The 22,128-nt window shown below is 71.4% G+C and carries 16 protein-coding genes; 6 read left to right on the top strand and 10 right to left on the bottom strand.

The window, feature by feature from the left end; translation table 11 throughout:
• Window positions 1–52 precede the first annotated feature (52 nt).
• The 4 genes from AB0K73_RS15405 to infC form a co-directional block, all read right to left on the bottom strand.
• The gene (locus tag AB0K73_RS15405) at window positions 53–865 is read right to left on the bottom strand and encodes an RNA methyltransferase (RefSeq protein ID WP_360515435.1); all 813 of its coding nucleotides are present in this window, start codon (window positions 863–865) and stop codon (window positions 53–55) included.
• 85 nt (window positions 866–950) lie between these two features.
• Window positions 951–1,337, bottom strand: coding sequence for a 50S ribosomal protein L20 (gene rplT / locus AB0K73_RS15410; RefSeq protein WP_360515432.1), 387 nt, complete (start codon window positions 1,335–1,337; stop codon window positions 951–953).
• 49 nt (window positions 1,338–1,386) lie between these two features.
• Complete coding sequence (gene rpmI / locus AB0K73_RS15415; protein ID WP_360515429.1) at window positions 1,387–1,581, bottom strand: 50S ribosomal protein L35; 195 nt, start codon at window positions 1,579–1,581, stop codon at window positions 1,387–1,389.
• 54 nt (window positions 1,582–1,635) lie between these two features.
• Window positions 1,636–2,256, bottom strand: coding sequence for a translation initiation factor IF-3 (gene infC, locus AB0K73_RS15420; RefSeq protein ID WP_360515525.1), 621 nt, complete (start codon window positions 2,254–2,256; stop codon window positions 1,636–1,638).
• Between the two features lie 273 nt (window positions 2,257–2,529).
• Between infC and AB0K73_RS15425 the strand changes: the two genes are divergently transcribed.
• The gene (locus AB0K73_RS15425) at window positions 2,530–2,880 is read left to right on the top strand and encodes a DUF1844 domain-containing protein (RefSeq protein WP_360515426.1); all 351 of its coding nucleotides are present in this window, start codon (window positions 2,530–2,532) and stop codon (window positions 2,878–2,880) included.
• Here AB0K73_RS15425 and AB0K73_RS15430 read toward each other — a convergent pair.
• The 5 genes from AB0K73_RS15430 to AB0K73_RS15450 all read right to left on the bottom strand — a co-directional run bounded on the left by AB0K73_RS15430 (window position 2,873) and on the right by AB0K73_RS15450 (window position 12,061).
• Complete coding sequence (locus tag AB0K73_RS15430; RefSeq protein WP_360515423.1) at window positions 2,873–3,613, bottom strand: glycosyltransferase family 2 protein; 741 nt, start codon at window positions 3,611–3,613, stop codon at window positions 2,873–2,875. The two genes, AB0K73_RS15425 and AB0K73_RS15430, sit on opposite strands and share 8 nt — an antisense overlap.
• A 63-nt stretch (window positions 3,614–3,676) precedes the next feature.
• Window positions 3,677–4,453, bottom strand: coding sequence for a DNA-formamidopyrimidine glycosylase family protein (locus tag AB0K73_RS15435; RefSeq protein ID WP_360515420.1), 777 nt, complete (start codon window positions 4,451–4,453; stop codon window positions 3,677–3,679).
• Entirely contained in the window at window positions 4,440–8,993 is a 4,554-nt protein-coding gene (locus tag AB0K73_RS15440) for an ATP-dependent helicase (protein ID WP_360515417.1), read from the bottom strand. The genes AB0K73_RS15435 and AB0K73_RS15440 overlap by 14 nt, the downstream gene beginning before the upstream one ends.
• A gap of 46 nt (window positions 8,994–9,039) precedes the next feature.
• Entirely contained in the window at window positions 9,040–10,449 is a 1,410-nt protein-coding gene (locus tag AB0K73_RS15445; protein WP_360515414.1) for a pyridoxal-dependent decarboxylase, read from the bottom strand.
• Between the two features lie 82 nt (window positions 10,450–10,531).
• The gene (locus tag AB0K73_RS15450; RefSeq protein WP_360515411.1) at window positions 10,532–12,061 is read right to left on the bottom strand and encodes an alpha/beta hydrolase; all 1,530 of its coding nucleotides are present in this window, start codon (window positions 12,059–12,061) and stop codon (window positions 10,532–10,534) included.
• A gap of 173 nt (window positions 12,062–12,234) precedes the next feature.
• On the opposite strand from AB0K73_RS15450, the gene AB0K73_RS15455 reads away from it, so the two are divergent.
• The 5 genes from AB0K73_RS15455 (at window position 12,235) to AB0K73_RS15475 (ending at window position 21,553) form a co-directional block, all read left to right on the top strand.
• Window positions 12,235–14,088 (top strand): Hsp70 family protein, encoded by a 1,854-nt coding sequence (locus AB0K73_RS15455; protein WP_360515408.1) that lies wholly within the window; start codon window positions 12,235–12,237, stop codon window positions 14,086–14,088.
• A complete protein-coding gene (locus tag AB0K73_RS15460) occupies window positions 14,085–16,649 on the top strand; it encodes a LuxR C-terminal-related transcriptional regulator (protein WP_360515405.1) in 2,565 nt (854 codons plus the stop codon). Before AB0K73_RS15455 ends, AB0K73_RS15460 begins: the two co-directional genes overlap by 4 nt.
• 180 nt (window positions 16,650–16,829) lie before the next feature.
• Window positions 16,830–17,948 (top strand): IniB N-terminal domain-containing protein, encoded by a 1,119-nt coding sequence (locus tag AB0K73_RS15465; protein ID WP_360515402.1) that lies wholly within the window; start codon window positions 16,830–16,832, stop codon window positions 17,946–17,948.
• Between the two features lie 102 nt (window positions 17,949–18,050).
• Window positions 18,051–19,973, top strand: coding sequence for a dynamin family protein (locus AB0K73_RS15470; protein ID WP_360515399.1), 1,923 nt, complete (start codon window positions 18,051–18,053; stop codon window positions 19,971–19,973).
• A complete protein-coding gene (locus AB0K73_RS15475; RefSeq protein WP_360515396.1) occupies window positions 19,970–21,553 on the top strand; it encodes a dynamin family protein in 1,584 nt (527 codons plus the stop codon). The genes AB0K73_RS15470 and AB0K73_RS15475 overlap by 4 nt, the downstream gene beginning before the upstream one ends.
• Here AB0K73_RS15475 and AB0K73_RS15480 read toward each other — a convergent pair.
• Window positions 21,440–22,096, bottom strand: a complete 657-nt coding sequence (locus tag AB0K73_RS15480; RefSeq protein WP_360515393.1) for a hypothetical protein — start codon at window positions 22,094–22,096, stop codon at window positions 21,440–21,442. The genes AB0K73_RS15475 and AB0K73_RS15480 overlap by 114 nt on opposite strands.
• Window positions 22,097–22,128: the final 32 nt, after the last annotated feature.

Genomic DNA, 22,128 nt, shown 5'->3' on the forward strand with positions numbered 1-22,128 from the left:
CAAAACTAGGGCGCATCGAGGCTGCACGCCAAGGCGCGGCGCGGTGGGTTACCTATTCGTGACCCACGCTGCGTTGCGCGAAGGCGCTCTCGTACAGGCAGACGGATGCCGCGGTCGCGAGGTTCATCGATTCCGCGTGTCCGTAGATCGGCACGGTGACCACGCAGTCGGCGAGCGCGAGCTGTTCTTCGGGCAGCCCGCGAGCCTCGTTCCCGAACAGCCAGGCCGTCGGACGCGAGAGCGTGCCGTCGTTCCGCGCGGTCAACAGGTCGTCGCCCTTGACATCGGCGGCGAGCACGGTGAGGCCGGCCGAGCGCGCCCGCGCGAGTACATCCTCGAGCCCGGCGCCGACCGCGACCGGGAGGTGGAAGATCGATCCCGTCGAGGACCGCACGACCTTCGGGTTGTAGAGATCGACGGTGCGCCCCGTGAAGACCACGGCATCGGCGCCCGCGGCATCCGCTGCCCTGATGATGGTGCCCGCGTTGCCGGGGTCGCGGACCTCCTCGAGGATGGCGACGAGCTTCGGCGAGGCGGCGAAGACGTCCTTCACGGCCGTCGGGAACTGGTGGCACACGGCGACGAAGCCCTGCGGGGTGACGGTGTCGGCCATGGACTCGAGCACGTCCTCGCTGACGAACTCGACGTCGACGCCCGCATCGACCGCGGTCTCGGCGATGTCGGTGTACCGGTCGAGCGCCGAGGGCGTGGCGTAGAGCTCGATCACGAGCTGCGGTCGGAACGTCAGCGCCTCGGCGACGGCCTGCGGCCCCTCGAGCAGGAACAGCCCGCTCTCGGTGCGCGCCGCCTTCTTCGCGAGCTTCGCGACCGCCCGGACGCGCGGGGACCTCGGGTTCTCGAGCATGCGGCCAGTCTAGGGGCGGCACGGCGAACGGCCCGGCACCCTGAGCTGTTCAGACAGCGGGTGCCGGGCCGTTCGGGGCGGGTGCTTACGCCGCGCTCTTCGGAGCCGACGTGTCGGACGGGAGCGCCTGCTTGGCGCTCTCGACGAGCGCCGTGAAGGTCGCGGGCTCGTTCACGGCGAGCTCGGCGAGGATGCGACGGTCGACCTCGATGCCCGCGAGGGCGAGGCCCTGGATGAAGCGGTTGTACGTGAGGCCGTTCTGGCGCGACGCCGCGTTGATGCGCTGGATCCAGAGGCGACGGAAGTCGCCCTTCTTCTTGCGGCGGTCGTTGTAGGAGTAGACGAGGGAGTGGGTGACCTGCTCCTTCGCCTTCCGGTAGAGACGCGAACGCTGACCGCGGTACCCCTCGGCGCGCTCGAGGATGACCCGGCGCTTCTTGTGGGCGTTGACCGCCCTCTTCACTCTTGCCATGACTCTGTTTCTTCCTTACGGGCCTGAATTGGCGATGTATGCTGCCGGCTCAGCGGCCGAGAAGCTTCTTGACGACCTTGGCGTCGGGCGCCGACAGCACCTTGTCCTGGTTCAGGCGGCGGGTGCGCACCGAGGACTTGCCCTCGAGGTTGTGGCGCATACCGGCCTGCTGCTTCCTGATCTTGCCGCTGCCGGTGATCTTGAAGCGCTTCTTGGACCCGGAGTGGGTCTTCTGCTTCGGCATCTCGTGTGTCTCCTTGGTTCTGCCGCCACGGGGTGGCGGACGGGGGTGCTTGGCCTACGCCTCGGTGGCTTCGGCCGTCTGCGACTCGGTCTCGCCCGCGGCATCCGCCGCCGGCCGGGCCTTCGCCGCAGCACGCTGTGCATTCGCCTCGGCCTTCGCCTCGGACTTGTTCTTGAGGGGCGCGATGACCATGACCATGTTGCGGCCGTCGATCGTAGGGTTGTGCTCGACCGTTCCGAACTCCGCCACGTCTTCCGCGAAGCGCTGCAGGAGGCGGACGCCCATCTCGGGACGCGACTGCTCGCGCCCGCGGAAGAGGATCATCGCCTTCACCTTGTCGCCGGTCTTCAGGAAGCCGACGGCGCGCTTCATCTTGGTCTCGTAGTCGTGCTTGTCGATCTTGAGACGGAACCGAACCTCCTTGAGGATCGTGTTCGCCTGGTTGCGCCGGGCCTCTTTCGCCTTCTGCGCAGCCTCGTACTTGTACTTGCCGTAGTCCATGATCTTGGCGACCGGCGGCTTCGAATTGGGTGCGACCTCGACGAGGTCGAGATCGGCCTCCTGCGCGAGCCGCAGGGCCACCTCGATCTTCACGACGCCGACCTGCTCTCCGCCGGGACCCACGAGGCGGACCTCGGGAACGCGGATACGGTCATTGGTACGGGGATCGCTGATGCGTGTACTCCTCTACTCAAGCTGTTGCTCGAACGGGAGGCGGATGCCGCCCGTCGACGAGAGCGGAAGATCCACGCAGACTCGCACGGACTCACACCGTGCGGCACTACGGCCCCCTGTCTACTTCCCGTACTGTGCTGGCTGCTCAGCGACGTGGAAGCGGAGGGCAATCGACCCGGTAACCTTGATGAAGCGGTATGCGCGGGTGGGAGGAACTCCACTTTCGTACCGGGGACTGGCCCCGGGCCCGCAGTAGTCTAACAGAGGATGTCTGTGAGCAACAGTTCAGACGAGTCCACCGTCGAGGGCGCGACCCGCGACATCGCCGAGGTCCCGGCCGTCGAGATCATCACGACGGCCGCCGTGCACCTCATGAGCGCCGCCGCCGTGAAGGTCGGCCTCGCCGACGCTCCCGACGAGCAGCTCGACCTCGACGAGGCCCGCAAGCTCATCAACGCGCTCGCCGGGCTCATCACCGCCGGAGCACCCGAGATCAGCGACGTGCACGCGCGGTCGCTGCGCGACGGCCTGCGCTCGCTGCAGCTCGCGTTCCGCGAGGCATCCGTCATCGCCGACCCCATCGGCAAGGGTCCGGGCGAGAAGTGGACCGGCCCGGTCACGTAGCGCGACGGCTCGCGACCCAGGCCCGCCGGCGCTCGAGGAACGACATCTCGCGGCCGTTGATGCGGGCGGTGTCGCGCGCCATCCGCACCGCCGTGTTGTTCCGCGCCCAACTGCGGAACGGCCGCGCCGAGACCTCGACGACGAGCGTCGGATCGAAGCGCACGCCCATACCGGGCTGCAGGTTGATCGTGAGATCGAGATCGTCGGTCACGTCGGCGAGATCGCGATGCACGTGCTCACGAAGCACGCGCCACGCGGACGCCCGGATCGCGAGGTTCGAGCCGTACAGCACGCCGTGCCCGAGCACCCACGCGACGAAGCGGTAGTACATCGGCATGTGGACGTGTTCGGCGTACCAGCGGACCAGGGACGTGCCGCCGTAGAACCTGCCGGGACCCGAGAGTGCGTCGAGGTCGGGGTCGTCGGCGAAGGCGCGCTCGATGCGTTCGACCCAATCGGTCGGCGGGATCGTGTCGGCGTCGAGACGACCGAGCACGTCGCCGACCGCGGCGTCGAAGCCGGCGGCGGTGGCCCCGGGGATGCCGGGGAGCGAGTCGGTCACGATCCGCGCGCCCGCCGCGCGCGCGACGTCGACGGTGGCGTCGGTCGAGCAGTTGTCGACGACGACGATCTCGTCGGCGGGCCGGGTCTGCCTGCCGAGCGCATCGAGGCACTGTTCGAGCATGACGGCGTCGTTGTAGGAGGGCACGACGACGGAGATCATGAGGGGCATCGGGGTAAGGATACGGCTGATCGAGCGCCGATCTCGGGGTCCGACCGATTCCCGGCTCGGCCGTCACCGCTGGCAGTTCGGGCACCAGTACGTCTCGCGCAGCTCGAGGTCGTTGCGGCCCAGCCGCCCGTGCTCGATGCGGGTGCCGCATCGCCGGCACGGCTCGCCGCCGCGGGAGTAGACCCAGAGGCGTTCACCGCGACGGTCGACGCCGGTGGTCGTGCGCGAGATGCGCCCGCGATTGGCGCGGATGACCCGGCTCGCGAGGTCGACGACGGGCGGCAGGTCGACGGTGGACACCGGCCGCGTGGGCAGCAGCCCGCGCAGGAAGCACAGCTCGTTGACGTACACATTGCCCAGCCCGGCGAGGTTGCGCTGCTCGCCCAGCGCCACGGCGATCGGCGCGTCGGGCGAGGCGGCGATGCGCCGCACCGCCTCGTCGGCGTTCCAGTCGGGCCCGAGGAGGTCGGGGCCGAGGTATGCCATGCGCCCGGCCTCCTCCTCGGCTGGGAACACCTCGAGTACGCCGAGGTCGAAGCCCACGGCGGTCGCGGCGGGGGTCTCGATGACGACGCGGGCCTGGTGCGCCGGACGCCGCCACCGCTCCCCCCGCCGGTGCACCCGCCACTCGCCCTCCATCTTGAGGTGCGAGTGCACGACCACGTCACCGATGCGCATGAGCAGGTGCTTGCCGCGGGCCGCCACGGAGTGCACGGTCTCGCCCGAGAGGTCGACGGTGGCATACGCCGGCACCCGGAAGTCGCTCTTCGTCACGACCTGTCCGGCGAGCGCGCGGTCGAGCCGCCCCGCGGCCTGGTGCACGGTGTCACCTTCTGGCATCGAAGCGCAGCCCCCTGGGCGTCTCGCGGAACCCCGCTGCACGCAGTGGTGCGTCGAGCACCGAGCCGTACACGCCGCCGCCGTTCACGGTCTCGATACGGAGCTTCGGCGACCCCGCACGGGCGAGCGCGTCGGCGAGGGCGGATGCCGCAGCGGCGAGTGCCTCCTCGTCGTCGGTGAAGACGAGCGTCGTGCGGCCGCCCCGCTCGAGGTAGAAGACCGCCTCGCCGTCGACGATCGCGACGAATGCGCCGGCCTTGCGGGCCGGGCGGTGGCCCCCGTCGGCCGTCTCGGGCCACTCGAGCGCGGCACCGAACGGATTCGCGGGGTCGGTCGCCGCGAGCGCGACGGCCGCACCGCGCGGGGCACCGCGCAGCCGGTCGACCGCGGCGGTCGAGGCGAACTGGGCCCCGCCCTGCCCGTCGATGAAGTAGCCGCGCCGCACACGGCCCGTGTCCTCGAAGGTCGACAGCGCGCGGTAGGCGAGGGCGAATCCACCGAGCACGCCCTCGGCCATCACCGACCCCCTGGTCACCACCCCGTAGCGCTCGAGGAGCGTCTCGCCGAGCGCATGCGCGCGCGGCGTCGCCTGCGTGCTGGCCAACGGCAGGATCGCCCAGCGCCCGGCGACGCGCGGCGGAATCGCCCGGGCGGCGGCCGCACGCGAGGACGACACGTCGGCCGCGAGTGCGCGTCGCGTCAGCGAGCGGCCACGGAGCCGGGCCCGGGGCGTCGCGGGTGCCGTCTTGTGCGCACCACGTCCGGCGACCAGCCCGCGCACGGGCGCGAACGTGTCGTTCGTCGCGAGGCCCGCCCAGGCGAGCCGCCAGAGCGCGTCGATGACGGGTTGCTCGTCGGTGGCGCCGATCGCCTCGACGAGCTGGCGGAAGAAGTAGCCGCCACCGCCGCCGAGGGTGGCGAGGAGCTCGGTCTCGAGCGGGTCGAGTGGCGCGGCCGCGGGTGCCGGCAGGGTGAGCTCGGCCGTGTCGGCGAGGTGCAGGCTGATCCAGCCATCGTCGCCGGCGAGCGAACCGGCGCCCGCCCAGAGCACCTCGCCGGACGCCGTGAGCTCGTCGAGCATGTCGGGCCGGTAGTCGCCGACCCGCGCGGGCAGCACGAAGGACTCCCACGCCGACGCCGGGATGCGCGCACCCTCGAGCTGTTCGATCACCGCGGCGACCCCGTCGACCCCGCGGAGCTTGGCGCCCACGTGCTGCCACTCGGGCAGGAACCGGGCGAACTCGCGCGGCGCCACGGGCTCGATCTCGTTGCGGAGCGCCGCGAGCGAACGACGACGGATGCGGCGGAGCACCTCGTTGTCGCACCACTCGGCGCCGGCGCCGTGCGGGAGGAACTCGCCCTCGACCACGCGACGCTCCCCCGCGAGCCGCGCGAGCGCCGACCCCGCGACCGCCTGCCCGATGCCGAAGCGCTCGGCGACCGCGGCGGCGGTGAACGGGCCGTGCGTTCGGGCATAGCGACTCACGAGGTCGCCGAGCGGATCGCGCACGGGCTCACCGAACACCTCCGGCAGGCCCGGCGGGATGGGCACGCCGAGCGCATCGCGAAGGCGGCTGAGGTCTTCGACGACCGCGAACCACGTGTCGCCCGCGAAGCGCACCTCGGCGATGCGTCGCGCGGCGACGAGCGAGGAGAGCGCGGCCGCGGCATCCGTCGCCTCCTCGGTGCGCCCGGCGACCTCGGCGGCGGTGAGCGGTCCGAGTTCGCGAAGGAGGTCGGCGACGCCCTCCTCGCCGCGAGCCGCTCGTTCGGGCACGACCCGCTGCAGCATCCGCTCGGTCTCCGCGACCACCTCGGGATCGAGGAGTTCGCGCAGCTCGATGGTGCCGAGCAGTTCGGCGAGCAGCCCGGGGTCGAGCGACAGCGCAGCCGCGCGGCGTTCGGCGAGCGGCGCGTCGCCCTCGTACATGAATGCGCCGACATAGCCGAACAGGAGGCTCGCCGCGAACGGGCTCGCCGTCTCGGTGGTCACCTCGACGAAACGCACCCGGCGCGACGCGATGCGCTCGGTGAGCGCGGTGAGGGCGGGCAGGTCGTACACGTCTTGGAGGCACTCGCGCACGGCCTCGAGGATGATCGGGAAGTCGGGGTAGTCGCGCGCCACCTCGAGCAGCTGCGACGCGCGCTGGCGCTGCTGCCACAGCGGGGAGCGACGGCCGGGGTTGAGCCGCGGCAGGAGCAGCGCCCGCGCCGCGCACTCGCGGAAGCGGGACGCGAAGAGCGCCGAGTCGCCCACGCGCTGCGTCACGAGCTCGGCGAGCTCGGCGGCCTCGAACGTGAAGAGCTCGGCGCCGGGCGGTTCGTCGGCGGTGTCGGGCATGCGCAGGACGATGCCGTCGTCGCTGGCGACGGCGTTGGCGTCGACCCCGAAGCGCTCCTGCACCCGCGCCCCCGCTGCGAGGGCCCACGGCGCGTGCACGCGCATGCCGTAGGGCGAGTGCAGCACGATGCGCCAGTCGCCGAGCTCGTCGCGGAAGCGCTCGACCACGAGGGTCGTGGCGTCGGGCACCGCGCGCGTCGCGGTGCGCTGGTCGGCGACGAAGGCGACGAGGTTGGATGCCGCGCGCTCGTCGAGCCCGGCCGTGCGCGCGCGTGCCAGAGCCGCGTCAGCCGGCGCGCCGGCGATCTCGGCGATGAATCCGCCGATGGCCTCGCCGAGCTCCGCCGGACGCCCGATGCCGTCGCCCTTCCAGAACGGCAGGCGACCGGGCTCCCCGATCGCGGGCGCCACGAGCACCCGGTCGTGCGTGATCTCCTGGATGCGCCAGCTCGTGGCGCCGAGCGCGAAGACGTCGCCCACGCGCGACTCGTAGACCATCTCCTCGTCGAGCTCGCCGACCCGCCGCCCTGGCCCGGCCTCGCCGATCATGAAGACGCCGAACAGCCCGCGGTCGGGGATGGTGCCGCCGCTCGTGACCGCGAGGCGCTGCGCGCCCCGACGACCGACGATCGTGCCCGCGTCGCGGTCCCAGACGAGGCGCGGGCGCAACTCGCCGAACCGGTCGGACGGATAGCGGCCCGCGAGCATGTCGAGGGTCGCGTCGAACGCCGAACGGGGCAGCCCTGCGAACGGTGCCGCGCGGCGGACGAGTTCGAACCAGTGCTCGACGTCCCACTCGTCGACGGCGGCCGCGGCGATGGTCTGCTGGGCGAGCACGTCGAGCGGGTTCGTGGGTACGCGGAGCGCCTCGATGGCGCCCGCCACCATGCGCTCGGCGACGACGGCCGAGTGCAGCAGGTCGGCCCGGTGCTTCGGGAACACGAGGCCCTTCGAGATCTCGCCGACCTGGTGGCCGGCGCGGCCGATGCGCTGCAGGCCGCTCGCGACCGAGGGCGGCGACTCGACCTGCATGACGAGGTCGACGGCGCCCATGTCGATGCCGAGTTCGAGGCTCGAGGTGGCCACGACGCAGCGGAGCCGCCCGGCCTTCAGGTCGGCCTCGACGAGCGCACGCTCCTCCTTGCTCACCGACCCGTGATGGGAGCGGGCGAGCACCGGCTCAGCACCGGCGGTGATGCCCGACGCTCCCGGGAGTTCGGCGGGTGCGCGCGGGGCGGCGACGAGGAGCGCGTCGCCGGCCCCGACCGGCACGGGCTCGGCGACGGGCTCCGTCGCGGGCTCGGCGTTGCGCTCGGCCCAGAGCTCGTTGAGGCGGGCCGTGAGCCGCTCGGCGAGCCGCCGCGAGTTCGCGAACACGATGGTGGAGCGGTGCGCGAGCACCTCGTCGAGGATCGCCGCCTCGACGTGCGGCCAGATCGACCCCGAGCCCGACTCGGTGGCCAGGTCGGAGAGGTCCTCGACGGGCACCGTGACGCGGATGTCGAACCGCTTGCCGGCCGGCGGCGCCACGATGCTGACCGGCCGGTTGCCCGCGAGGAACCGCGCCACCTCCTCGTGCGGTCGCACCGTGGCAGACAGCCCGATGCGCTGCACGGGCGCGGCGGCGATGGCGTCGAGGCGCTCGATCGAGAGCGCGAGGTGCGCGCCGCGCTTGCCGCCGGCGAGCGCGTGGATCTCGTCGACGATGACCGTCTCGACGCCGCGCAGCGTCTCGCGGGCGGCAGAGGTGAGCATGAGGAACAGCGACTCGGGCGTCGTGATGAGGATCTCGGGCGGATGCGTCACGAGCGACCGGCGTTCGGCGGGCAGCGTGTCGCCCGACCGCACCCCGACGCTCACCTCGGGCACGTCGAAGCCGTGCGCCGCCGCCGTTCGGGCGATGCCGACCAGCGGCGCCCGCAGGTTGCGTTCGACGTCGACGCCGAGCGCCTTGAGCGGAGACAGGTACACGACCTTCGTGCCGGTGGTCGCGGCATCCGCCCCGGAAGCGTGCAGCCGGTCGATCGCCCACAGGAACGCGGCGAGGGTCTTGCCCGAGCCGGTCGGCGCCACCACGAGCGCGTGGTCGCCGCGCGCGATGGCCTCCCACGCCTCGCGTTGCACGGCCGTGGGCTCGGTGAAGGACTCGGTGAACCACGCCCGGGTCGCGGGCGAGAACGCGCGCATCGCCTCCGCCATCAATCCATTCAAGCGGATGCCACCGACGCCGACGCCGTGAGCGGCGTCAGCGCGTGTCGGCGCGCACGTCGGCGAGCGCCCGCTCGACCGCGTCGACCGTGCGGCGCACCTCCGCGGCATCCGTTTGCCAGTTGCTCACCGAGAAGCGCACCACGGCGCGGTCGTGCCAGCGCGACGTCATGGCGAGCACCTCGCCCTCGTCCCAGAGCCGGCGGCTCAGCGCCTCGGTCGTCGCGTCGTCGTCGAGGGCGATGCACACCTGCGTGAAGACGACGTCGTTGAGCACCTCGACCCCGGGCAGCCGGGCGACGCCGTCGGCAATGCCGCGCGCGGCATCCGCGAGGCCCTGCACGAGTGCGGCGACGCCCTCGCGACCGAGCGAACGCAGCACCGCCCAGGTGGGCAGGCCGCGCGCTCGGCGTGAGAGTTCGGGCACCTTCTCGTGCGGGTCGGCGCCGACATCGGTGGCCTGCAGGTAGCTCGCCTGCATGCTCAGCGCACGCTGCATCGGCCTCCCGTCGCGCACGATCGCGAGCCCGCAGTCGTAGGGCACGCTCAGCGTCTTGTGCGCGTCGGTCGACCAGGAGTCCGCGGCGGCCATACCGGCCACGAGGTGCCGTAGGCCCGGGGCGGCGGCCGCCCACAGGCCGAACGCGCCGTCGACGTGCACCCAGGCGCCCGCCTCGTGCGCGGCCTCGATCGCCGGCCCGAAGTCATCGAACGCACCCGAGTGGATGTTACCGGCCTGCAGCAGCACGATCGCCGGCCCCTCGCCTTCCGCGAGCGTGGAACGCAGCGCGTCGACGCGGATGCGCCCCTCGGCATCGGCGGGCACGACGATCGGCGAGCCGAGCCCCAGGTACCGCCCGGCGAGATCGACCGTGCCGTGCCGCTCCTCCCCCACGATGAAGCGCACGGCGGGGCCGCCCGTCATGCCCTGTGTCTCGACGTCCCAGCCGGCACCGGCGAGCACCGAGTCGCGCGCGGCGGCCATGCAGGTGAACTGCGCCATCGTGGCGCCGGTCACGAATCCCACCTGGCTGCCCTCGGGCAGGCCCAGCAGGTCGACGAGCCATTCCTCGGCGAGCTCCTCGGCGGCGACCGTGGCAGGCGTGACCGTGCGCAGCCCGGTGTTCTGGTCCCAGGCCGAGACCAGCCAGTCCGCGGCGAGCGCGACCGGCTGCGTGCCGCCGATAACCCAGCCGTAGAAGCGCGGCGACCCCATGGCCATGAGCCCGGGCTCGGCACCCTCGGCGAGCCGCTCGATCACCTCGACGGGAGGCTCACCCGTCTCGGGAAGGGTGCGGCCGAGCCGCATCTTGATCTCGTCGGCTCCGAGCCGGGGCGGGATGGGTCGCTCACGGAGGCCCGAGAGCCACGCCTTCGCGTGCCGCTCGGCGGCATCGAGCACGTCGTCGTATGGGCGCTGATCCTGCCCCACCTGCTGGTCGGCCATGACACACCTTGATCCTGCGCGAGGGATGCGCCCTCCGATTGTGCGCCCTCCGCGCGCGTCGGGTCAACGCACGGACCGGTCGTCAGCAGACGACGTCCGCCGGTGGCACGACACCGTCGACCAGGTACTGCTCGACGGTCGTGTCGACACAGGCGTTGCCCGCATTGAACGCCGTGTGCCCCTCGCCCTGCAGAGTCACGAGCACCCCGCTCTCCAACTGGGATGCCACGGCCACGGCCCAGCCGTACGGGGTCGCCGGGTCGTTCGTGGTGCCGAGGACGAGGATCGGAGCGGCGCCCGGCGCGGCGATCGGTGCGGGCGTGTGCTCCGAGCGGAACGGCCACGACAGGCACGCGAGGTCGCCGTAGGCGAGGTACGGGCCGAGGTAGGGCGCCGCCTGGGTCAGTGCCTTGCCCTGCTCCTTCATCACCGCCACGCTGTTCTGCGCCGGGTAGTCGAGGCACTTGACGGCGCGAAGGGCCTCCATGAGGTTGCCCTCGTACTCGCCTTCGGGTGTGCGCCCGAAGTATCCGTCGGCGACCGTCAGGGCGAACTCCGCCTGACCGGTGATGACGGTGCTGAAGAGCGTGTCGAGCGCCGGCCACGTCGCGGCGTCGTAGAGCGGTGCCGCGATGGCGATGAGCAGGGTGTCGGCGTTCAGCAGTCGCCCGTCGGTCGACGCGATCGGGTTCTTCGAGACGGCGTCGAGGATGCCCCGGATCATCGCCATCGCATCGTCGACGGTGCCCTGGAACGGGCAGGTTCCGGCCGGCATGCATGCGGTCAGGTAGGCCCGGAGCGCCGCCTCGATGCCCTGTGCCTGCCCCAGGGTGAGTTGCGCGTCGCCGAGCGCCGGGTCGATCGCACCATCGAGCACGAGCCGCCCCACCCGGTCGGGGAACGTGCCGGCGTACACGGTGCCGAGGTACGCGCCGTACGAGAATCCGAGGTAGTCGAGGTGTTCCTCCCCGAGCGCCGCGCGCAGCATGTCGAGGTCCCGGGCGGTGCTCACCGTGTCGACGTTGGCGAGCAGTGCACCGGTCTTCGTCAGGCACGCCTGCCCGAACGCGTGCGTGCGCTCGTTCTGCGCGGTGAGCCAGGTGTCGCTCCCCCGGGAGCCCGCCGCGCTGCCGTACAGGAGGCGATCGAGGTCATCGTTCTCGAGGCAGGTCACGGCCGTTGACCGGCCCACCCCCCTCGGGTCGAACCCCACGATGTCGTAGCGGTCCTGGAGCGCTTCCGTCACCGCGGTGTCGAGCGACTCCGCCACGAAGTCGTACCCCGAAACGCCCGGGCCGCCGGGGTTCACGAGGAGCGATCCGATCGGATCCCCTTCAGCCGGTTGTCGAATGAGCGCCAGCTCGATGTCGCCGGCCGTGGGGTCGTCCCAGTCCACCGGTGCTGTGGCCGTGGCGCACTGGAACTCACCGCACTGGTCCCACCGCAGGACCTGCGTGTAGTAGGGCTCGATCGACGGGTCGACCTCCTGCGGGAACGGCGTGGACTCCTCGACGACGGGGAAGAACAGCGACATTCCGCAACCGCTGAGGGCGACCGCCGCCAGCACGGAGCCGACCACGGCCGCCACCACCCCCCTCGGTGCGCGTTCCATGATCCACTCAGTATGGCGCGCCGACCCGTGGCGGCTGTACCCCGAAATGGGCACTTGTCCCCCAAAGGAGGGTGCGTCAAGGGGTTGCCGCATCCCGGGTGCCGGGGGAATACTCGCAGGTGATCGGTGCGCTGGGGGGCGATGGGGCCGGCGTGCGATCACAAGGGGGAAACGTGACGTCGTACGTGCTCGGCATCGATATCGGCACGAGCTTCACGGCTGCCGCCATCGGTCGCCGACGCGCCGACGGGTCGATGTCCCACGAGCCGCTCGAGCTCGGCACTCGCCGAGCCGCCGTGCCGAGCGTCGTGTACCTCGGCGACGACGGCGGCGTGATCGTCGGCGAGATGGCCGAACGTCGGGCGATGGACGAACCCGACCGTGTGGTGCGCGAATTCAAGCGACGCATCGGCGACGAGACGCCCATCATCGTCGGCGGCCTCAGCGTGGCCGCCGAGGACATCTTCGCCGTGGTCGCGCAGTGGGTCGTCGAACGCGCCGAGGCGCACGAGGGCTCCGCCCCCGCCGTCGTCGCCGTGTCGCACCCCGCATCGTGGGGGGAGCATCGGCTCGGACGCATCCGCACCGCGCTCGCCGGCGTCGGGCTCGCGAACGTCGAACTCGTCAGTGAGCCGGAAGCCGCGGGCCTGCACTACCTGGACCGCGAGAAGGCCGCGACCGGCGACACCATCGCGGTGTACGACCTCGGCGGCGGCACGTTCGACGTGGCCCTGCTGCGGAAGCAGGATGACGGAGCCTTCCATGTGATCGGCGCCCCGGCCGGCATCGAGCGCCTCGGCGGCGCCGACTTCGACCAGCGGATCTTCGAACACGTGAGGTCACTGGTGCCCGCCGCGTTCGCCGGCCTCGACGAGGGAGCGCCCGAGTCGGCGCTCGCACTCGCACGGGTGCGACGCGAATGCACCGACGCGAAGGAAGCCCTCTCGTTCGATGCCGAGACCTCCGTGCCGCTGCTCCTCCCCGGTAGCCATACGCGCGTCCGTCTCGTGCGGCCCGAATTCGAGCAGATGATCGACGCGTCACTCAGGAGCACCATCGACACGCTGCGCCGCGCCATCGACCGTGCCGGGCTGGACGCGTCGGAGGTCGCCACCGTGCTGCTCATCGGTGGATCCTCGCGCATCCCGGCGGTCGCCCAACTCGTCTCTGCCGAGCTCGAACTGCCAGTCGCCGTCGATGCCGACCCGAAGGCGTCGATCAGCCTGGGCGCGGCCGTCGCCGCCGCGGGAAGGCTCGAACCGTTCGTCGCCGTCGCGGCCGAGAACGTCGAAACCGAGGCGACGGATGCCGCCGCAATCGCATCCGGCGCCGCGCCGTCGGCGGCGCCCCCCGGAGTCCTCGAATGGCATCGCATGTCGCTGGGGCTTCGAGCGACCGTGCTGGCCGGGGTCGTCGCGGCCGTGCTCGCCATCATCATCCCCATCACGCCGCTCGCGATCGGTACGCAGGAGCAGCCCGGCGACGGCGGAACGGGCGGGCCGGCGCTCCTCAACGGAGATTTCGCGGGCCGCTATGCGATCGGAACCGCGCCCCTGGCGGGCGCCGATGCCCCGCTCGCGCCGCCGTTCGAACCACAGTTCGAACCGCCCTTCGCCAGTGCGCTCGATCCGTTCACACGGGACGCCGAGGAACCGTCCGGCAGCAGCGAGGGTGCGACGGCGACCGCACCTCGCGAGAGTTCCGGAACGACGTATGCTCCGCCCGCATCGACCACCGACCCCTCCACCTCGGCGGACCCCGTCGTGGATCCGGCACCCTCCCCCGCAACGGAGCCGTCCCCCGCACCGGAGCCCGCACCGGCACCCGAGCCGACCCCGGCACCGGAGCCCGCACCCGAACCGGCACCGGAGCCCGCGCCCGAGCCCGCACCCGAACCGACACCGGAGCCCGCACCCGAACCCGCACCCGAACCGACACCGGAGCCCGCACCCGAACCCGCACCGGAGCCCGCACCCGAGCCCGCACCTTCGCCCGAGCCGACCGAGTCGCCCGCCCCGACCCCATGACGGAGCCGCGCTCGTCGGCCGGGCGGCGGAACACGGGGCTCGTCGGGTGGGAGGAGTCTGCAGCGTGGCTGCGGAACATCCTCGACGATGAGGCGACGGTGCACGCGGGCATCACGGGCCCGGGCGGTTCAGGCAAGACGACGTTGCTCCGCGAGATCGCCGCCGCGCTCGAAGAGGACGGGGGGCACGTCGCCGTCGGGCTCGATGCGCTCGCGCACGTCGCCTCCGATGGCCGCCGCATGACGCTCCTGGTCGACGACCTGGAACGCCTCGGTGACGACGACCTCGCCCGGCTGTCCGCGCTCGTCGTCGACGACGGACCGCACGTCATCGCCGCATTCCGCGCGTGGCCGCGATCGCCGCTCGCTGCGGGGATCGTCGAGCGACTCGGCCGGCAACGCCCGCATCTGCTGCTCCACCCACTCTCGCCGACCCAGGTCCGAGTCCGGGCGAGCGAACTGCTGGGCGACGCGCCGCCGCACGGGCTCGCTGAACGCATCGCCGAACTCGCCGGCGGGAATCCCCGGATGGTCGACCTGGTCGTCACGGCTGTCCGCGACGAGGGGTGGGACCCACGTGAGGCCGGCGCGCTGCCGAGCACGCTCCTCGAGCGACTTCGGCACCGACTGGACCGACACGACCAGGAGTTCCTCGACTTCCTGCTGGCACTCACCGTCGGATTCGCGTCATCCGGCCCCGTGCTGTCCACGGCACCCCGGTTCAGCCGCACCGACCTCCACGCGCGCATGTCCCAATGCCGGGCGTCGGGTCTGGTCTCCGCCGACGGAACACCGTTGCCGATCGTTCGACTCGGCCTCCTGCAGAGCACTCCGGCGCACGAGCTCTGGGGGATGCGCCACGAACTCGTCGACGCCATGGAGGCGGCCGGTCTTCCCCTCGGCGACTCGGCGCTCGGACTCACCGGTGGCGGATTCCGCGATCCGCGGGTGGCACGCGCGCTGGTCGACCGTGGCGACGAACTGCTGCTCGGCGATCCGGTGGAGGCCTGGCGTCACTACTCGGCGGCGATCGAGGCCGGCGCCGACGCGGCACCGATCGCCGGGAGGCGAGCCCAGGCCGCCTGGTCGGCCGGCGACGTCCGCACCGCGGAGCGGCTCGTCGACGAGGTGCTGGCCGGTACCGAGCATCCAGATCTTCCGCGCGCGCTGAACGTGGCGGCGGCGGCGTGGGCTCGCAAGGGGATGCTCGGGCGCGCTGCCGCCGCCTATGCCGGCCTCGACGACGCCGGCGCGTGGGGCGCAGCATCGCTCGCCGCCGTCTGCTTCGCGGCGGTCGGTGAGGTCGGACGCGCCAGGGACACGCTTGCCGCGGCGCCCACCCTCGAGTATCCGAGCTCCTCGCAGGTGGCCGTCTCCCTGATGGCCGAGGGCATGATCGCTGCGCTCGAGGGAGCCGCCGACCGTGGACTCTCGGCGCTGCTCCAGGCCTCGAGCCTCATGAACGAATCCGGCGAGACGATTCCGCTGCCCGAGGTGCCGGCGGTGCTCGCCGCACACGTCGCGGTCAACGCCGGCGAGCTCGGCATCGCGGCCGAGGTGCTGCACGCCGCCGGCGAGGCTGTGCAGGGCGGACCGGCGTTCCGGCATCGGCTGCGCCTCACCGAGGCGCTGATCGAACTGCGAGCCGATCGGCCCGCCCGCGCGCGAGCCCTGCTCGCGGGCGTCGTGGAGTCCCAGCGTCCGCTCGGCCTGCATTCCGAGGTCCTCGCCCACGCCGTCCGCATCGGCCTCGCCCGCCGCACCGACGACGTCGCGAACCTGGTGCGGGCGTGGGGAGCCGCGCGGCAGACGATCGCCCGCATGCCGGTCGATCTCATCGAGCTCCCGGCACTCGCCGAACTCGTCATCGCCGCGGCACGCGTGCACGAATCGCATCTCGTCGACGAGCCGCTTGCGGCCGCGTGGGAACTGCTCGCGCGGGCCGGCCGGCCTGCCTCGTGGTCGATGAACCTGCACTGGGCGGGCATCCAGTCGGCGATCCTCCGTGAGGATCGTGCCGGACTCGAGCACCACTCGGAGGCGCTCGTGGACGCGGCATCCGCGAACCGGGTCTCGAAGACGCTGGCGGAAGCGGGCCGCGTCTGGGCCGCCGCCCTCGCCGGCCAGGTCGACGTGCCGGCGGTGGAGCGAGCGGTGCGCGAACTCGCCGCGGCCGGATACCGCTGGGATGCGGGCCGGCTCGCCGGACACGCCGCAGGTCGGGCGGCGGAGCACGCGGACACGCTGCAGCTCCTCGCCCTGGCCCGAGGCCTGCACGCGGACCACCATCTCGAGGAGGGGCCTCGCGACTCCGACGACGCGTCCGAGAGCGACCGGCCCGACGATTCGGGCCTCACCGCGCGGGAACGCGAGGTGGCACGCCTGGTGCTCGAGGGGAAGACCTACGCGGAGATCGGCAGCGCCATCTTCATCTCACCCCGCACCGCGGAACACCACATCGCCCGGATCCGGCGGCGATTGGGCGTCAGCACCCGATCTGAACTGCTCGCCCGTCTCCGTCTCGTGCTCGACGACGAAGACGAGAATCGCTCCGCAGGCTGATCGTCGACGCCGGCCGTCCCCCTATACCCCCTACCCGACCCCGCAGCGCGACCCCCTAACGCTGCTGCCACATACCGGGGATGCGCACCGATGACCGCGGGACCGCGAGGCGACAGACTTCCTCGTGGGGGGCCGGCACTGACGTCGGCCAACGAATGCCTCACTGAGGGGGAACTGATCATGACGAACATCACCACGGCGCTGCTCGACTTCCTGATGGGCCTGTTGAAGAACCCGGAAGCCGGCGCGGAATTCGCCGCCGACCCTGACACCGCGCTGCACAACGCCGGTCTCAACGGCATCTGCGCTGCGGATGTCGACGCGGTCCTGCCGGTCGCGCTCGACTTCTCACCGGTCGGCAACCGCGAGTACGACACCGGCGGCAACTCCATCAACGGCGGAGGCGGCGGCGGCGGCTGGGGTGGCGGCGGCGGCTGGGGTGGCGGCGGCGGCGGCGGCCACTCGGGCGGCGGCGGAGGCGGCCACTGGGGCGGCGGCGGTCACGACCACGACCACGACCACGGCGACTACGCCGCGGCGAAGGCGAAGCTCCTCAGCGTCGTGCACAACTACTCGTACATCGACGACCGCGATGTCATCAACGACCAGTCGGTGAACACGAACATCTGGGCCGAGGACAGCATCGTCGGCGTCAACAACGAGGTCGAGAACACGGCGACGAACGTCGGCGACGGCAGCATCGTCGCAACGACCGGCGGCACGGTCATCGCGGGGAACACCGAGTACGACCTCGAGGTCGACATCGAGGACTCCTTCAACGAGGAGAACGAACTCGAGATCGAGGACTCGTTCAACGACAACTCGGACAACTCCACGAACACCACGACGACCACGGTCATCGAGGACTCCTTCAACGAGGAGGTCGACATCGAGGACTCGTTCAACGAGACCGAGACCGAGATCGACGTGGACATCGAGGACTCCTTCAACGAGGACTCCTACAACGAGACCGAACTCGAAGTGGACATCGAGGACTCCTTCAACGAGGACAACTCGGTCGACAATTCGACCAACACCGAACTCGACGTCGAGGTCGACATCGAGGACTCCTTCAACGAGGACAACTCCGTCGACAACTCGGTCGAGACCGAGCTCGAGGTCGACATCGAGGACTCCTTCAACGACAACAACCTCGAGACGGGCCCCGGCGACCAGGTCCAGACCGACGTCGAGATCGAGGAGTCGTTCAACGACAACAACCTCGAGCAGGGCGGCGGCGACCTGACCGACGTCGAGCTCGAGGTGGAGCTCCCGGCAGAAGGCCCGCCGGTCGTGTAATCACACCACAGCGGCTCGGCCCGGCGCGGATGCTCCCGCGCCGGGTCGAGTTCGTTCGTGTTCTGGTTGAATGGGTACGACCTGCGAAGGGGGATCGCGGCGATGCAACACCTCATCGAACTCGTCGACCTGGGTATCGCGCTGGCCGACAGCAGTTCACGCGCAGACCTGCGTCGCCGGCTCGAGCAGACGAAGGAACGCGTGCTCGATCCGAGCATCCGGGTGATCATCGTCGGGGAGTTCAAGCAGGGCAAGAGCCAGCTCGTGAACGGGCTCGTGAACGCGCCGGTCTGCCCCGTCGACGACGACATCGCGACGGCCGTGCCGACCAGTGTGCGGCACGGTGACACGCCCGCGGCATTCGTGCTCACGCAGCGTTCGAGCGGTGGCACGGTGGAATCGGGCGCCCGGGTCGAACGGCGGGAGGTCGCGCCCACCGAGCTCGCGGACTACGTCTCCGAGCGGGCGACGCCCGAGTCCGACAAACAGGTGACGGGTGCCGAGGTCTTCCTCCCGCGCAAGCTCCTGCGCGGCGGCCTCACCCTCATCGACTCCCCGGGGGTCGGCGGACTCACCTCCGCACACGCCCTCACCACGCTGGCGACGTTGCCCTCCGCCCACGCGATGCTCTTCGTGTCGGATGCCTCGCAGGAGTACACGGAGCCCGAGATCCAGTTCCTCCGCCACGCCATGCGGATCACGCCGAACGTAGCCTGCGTCCTCACGAAGACCGACATGTATCCCCAGTGGCGCCAGGTCGAGGAGCTGAACCGGGCGCACCTGCGCGCGATCGACCCCGAGATCCCGCTGTTCCCCGTGTCGTCGCACCTCCGCCTGACGGCGATCGAGACATCCGACCCCGAACTCAACGCGGAGTCGGGATTTCCCGCGCTCGTGTCGTACCTCCGGAAGGACATCGTCGGGCAGGCGGAGCTCCTGCAACGACGCTCGACCGCGAGCGACCTCCTGTCGACCTCGGAGCACGTGCGGCTGGCCATCGACGCGGAGCTCGGCGCGCTCGAGAGCCCCGAGAAGACGCCCGAGATCGTCGCACAGCTCGAGTCCACCAAGGGTCGGGCCGATGAACTCCGACGCAACTCGTCGCGTTGGCAGACGACGCTGAACGACGGCGTCACCGACCTGATCGCCGACATGGAGCACGACCTGCGCGATCGGATGCGCTCCATCCAGCGGGAGGCCGAGGACTCGATCGACGAGGGCGATCCGGGGCCGGTGTGGGACCAGTTCGTGGAATGGTTCGAGCGACGCGTTTCATCGGCCGTCACCGACACGTTCGTGTGGACCCAGGAACGCGCGACGTGGCTCTCCGAGAAGGTGGCGCGCCACTTCACGGAAGACGAGGTGGCGCTCCCGGTCATCAACGTCGACGACACCCGCGACGTGCTCGACGCGGTCGGCGCGGTCGCCGAGCTCGACTCGGGGCGACTCGGCGCCGGGCAGAAGTTCTACATCGGGCTCAAGGGGTCGTACGGCGGCGTGCTCATGGTCGGCATCATCACCGGCATCATCGGCATGTCGATCATCAACCCGCTCTCGTTGGCAGCTGGGGCGGTGATCGGCCGCAAGGCGTACCGCGAGGACACCGAGGCGCGGCTGCAGCGCCGCCGGAACGAGGCGAAGATCCTCATCCGACGTCAGGTCGACGAGATCATCTTCCAGGTCGGCAAGCAGCTGCGCGACCGCCTCCGCCTCGTGCAGCGAACGACCCGCGACCACTTCACCGCGATCGCCGACGAGCACCACCGCTCCCTGGCCGACTCGGTGCTCGCGGCGCAGAAGGCGGCGAGCATGTACGCCGCCGAGCGCGACAAGCGCGTCACCGCTCTGAAACGCGACCTCGCACGCGTCGACGCGCTCACCAAACGCGCCGCCGCGATCGACATCGACGGGAGCGCACGCCCGTCGTCGACATCCCCGGCGGACCCGGGAGCCGTCTCGACGGCCGGGGCCGGGGCCGGCGCCGTGGCCACGACAGGCGCGAAGGCCGGGACGGCGCCGGCGTGAGCCTCCGCCTGCTCGACGAGGCCGACGCGCTCCTCGATGCAGCCGCGCTCCACTACCGCGATGACGCGGAGGCGGTCCGCCGCATCGAGGAGCACCGCAGGCGTCTCGGGGAGCCCATCCGCGTGGCCATCGCCGGCATGGTGAAGGCGGGCAAGTCGACCCTCCTGAACGCGATCATCGGCGAGGAGATCGCGCCCACCGACGCCGGGGAATGCACCAAGGTGATCACCTGGTACCGGCACGGGCCGACCCCGCGGATCACCATGCACCTGCTCGATGGGGCGACGCGACCGCTGCCCGTTCGACGCGACGAGGGCCGGCTGGTCATCGACCTCGGCGGAACGCCGATCGAACAGGTCGAGCGCGTGGAGGTCGAGTGGCCGTCGAAGCGGCTCGAGGAGGTCACCCTCATCGACACGCCGGGAATCGCCTCGCTCTCGACCGAGATCTCAGCACGGTCGGCGTCGTTCCTCACCCCCCAGGACACCCCGTCGGAGGCCGACGCCATCATCTACTTGATGCGCCACCTGCACTCGGCCGACCTCGGCTTCCTCTCGGCGTTCCACGACACCTCGGTGGGCACGTCGGCCACCGTGAACGCCCTCGCGGTGCTGTCGCGTGCCGACGAGATCGGCGCAGGCCGCATCGACGCCCTTCTCTCCGCGCGGAGCATCGCCGAACGGTATCGGTCCGACGGAACGTTGCGTTCGCTCGCGCTCGACGTCGTGCCCATCGCCGGGCTCGTCGCGCAGTCGGCGCGCACGCTGCGGCAGCGCGAGTTCGATGCGCTCCGTCAGATCGCGCGGCTCGGCCGCCAGTCGCGTGAGCGGATGCTCGTCTCGGTCGACCGGTTCGTGCGATCGGATGCCTCGATCGACGTGTCCGCCGAGGACCGCGCCGGCCTCCTCGACCGCTACGGCATGTTCGGCATCCGGCTCTCGGCCGTCGTCATCCGCTCGGGCTGCGACGACTCCACGGAGCTCGCCGACGAGCTCTACCGGCGAAGCGGCATGCAGGACCTGCTGCGGCACGTGTCCGATCAGTTCCGGTCCCGCGCCGACGCGCTGAAGGTACGCACCGCCCTGGCCGCGCTCGGAACGTTGCTCCGGCAGCGTCCGAGCCCGCACTCGGGCGACCTCGAGAGCGCGATCGAGCGCCTGGAGGCGAATGCACACGAACTCCGGGAGCTCTCGCTGCTGTCGGCCGCGCGCACCATCGGGCTGGGTCTCCCGCCCGAGCAGGCCGCCGATGCCGAGCGACTCATCGGCGGGTCGGGCACGTTGGCGCGGCGTCGGCTCGGCCTGGCCGACGACACGTCCGACGACGAGGTCCATCGGTCGGCGGTCGACGCACTCCATCGATGGCGGATGCTGCTCGGAAGCCCACTGCTCGACCGCGCCGCCCTCGAGGCGTGCCAGGTCGTCACGCGAACATGCGAGGCGCTCGTGGTCGAGGCGGCGCCGACGTCAGTCCAGCAGAGCCCGTTGCGCCTCGTCCTGCATCCGGAACCAGCGGTTGGCGGCGGGGACGAGGCACAGTATCCACGCGACGACGCAGAGCAGGAAGCCGGCCACCAGTAGCGCCGCCACGAGCAGCGCGCGGTCGCCGATCGCCAGGAACGCCGAGCCAACGAGTGCCGCGCCCGCGTGGACGACCAGGACGATGAGCTGCAGCCACCGCGCTCCGCCGCGACGGTTCATCAGCGACCCGAGCAGCACCGCCTCGATCGTGATGATGAGCCCGAGCCCGGCGATGCTCGACCAGTACACGACGTCGACCAACGTGGCGACCTCGTCGGCGTCGTAGCCCGGCGCAAGCCGGCCAAGGCGCTCGGTGAGCTCATCGACGATGGCGTCCCGGGAGAGGAATGCGATGAAGACCCCGGCGCCGCCGAGGACGAAGCTCAGGATCCAGAGCGTGCGTGCGGTCTTGACCACGCGGGGCGTCGGAATGGCGCGCAGCACCGGAGGCTTGGTCTCGTCGGTGAGGGGCGGACGGGGAGGCGGCGGGGGCGCGTCGTCGTCATCGTCGAGCGACGGCGGCCGCAGCGGCATCCGACGTTCGGGCTGCGATCCCTGCTCCCCCGCGTCCTCGACGGGTCGTTCCGAATCGCGTTCCCCCATACCGGCCACCATACGGGGCGGCTGTGCCCGGA

It is taken from the genome of Agromyces sp. NPDC052230, assembly GCF_040679595.1.
Classification (GTDB): Bacteria; Actinomycetota; Actinomycetes; order Actinomycetales; family Microbacteriaceae; genus Agromyces.

Bases quoted from the DNA above. Each gene is read 5' to 3' on its own strand.
- AB0K73_RS15435 (WP_360515420.1), bottom strand. From the start codon at position 4,453: ATGCCAGAAGGTGACACCGTGCACCAGGCCGCGGGGCGGCTCGACCGC.
- AB0K73_RS15450 (WP_360515411.1), bottom strand. From the start codon at position 12,061: ATGGAACGCGCACCGAGGGGGGTGGTGGCGGCCGTGGTCGGCTCCGTG.
- rplT (WP_360515432.1), bottom strand. From the start codon at position 1,337: ATGGCAAGAGTGAAGAGGGCGGTCAACGCCCACAAGAAGCGCCGGGTC.
- AB0K73_RS15430 (WP_360515423.1), bottom strand. From the start codon at position 3,613: ATGCCCCTCATGATCTCCGTCGTCGTGCCCTCCTACAACGACGCCGTC.
- AB0K73_RS15470 (WP_360515399.1), top strand. From the start codon at position 18,051: ATGCAACACCTCATCGAACTCGTCGACCTGGGTATCGCGCTGGCCGAC.
- AB0K73_RS15465 (WP_360515402.1), top strand. From the start codon at position 16,830: ATGACGAACATCACCACGGCGCTGCTCGACTTCCTGATGGGCCTGTTG.
- AB0K73_RS15440 (WP_360515417.1), bottom strand. From the start codon at position 8,993: ATGGCGGAGGCGATGCGCGCGTTCTCGCCCGCGACCCGGGCGTGGTTC.
- AB0K73_RS15445 (WP_360515414.1), bottom strand. From the start codon at position 10,449: ATGGCCGACCAGCAGGTGGGGCAGGATCAGCGCCCATACGACGACGTG.
- AB0K73_RS15405 (WP_360515435.1), bottom strand. From the start codon at position 865: ATGCTCGAGAACCCGAGGTCCCCGCGCGTCCGGGCGGTCGCGAAGCTC.
- AB0K73_RS15460 (WP_360515405.1), top strand. From the start codon at position 14,085: ATGACGGAGCCGCGCTCGTCGGCCGGGCGGCGGAACACGGGGCTCGTC.
- rpmI (WP_360515429.1), bottom strand. From the start codon at position 1,581: ATGCCGAAGCAGAAGACCCACTCCGGGTCCAAGAAGCGCTTCAAGATC.
- AB0K73_RS15480 (WP_360515393.1), bottom strand. From the start codon at position 22,096: ATGGGGGAACGCGATTCGGAACGACCCGTCGAGGACGCGGGGGAGCAG.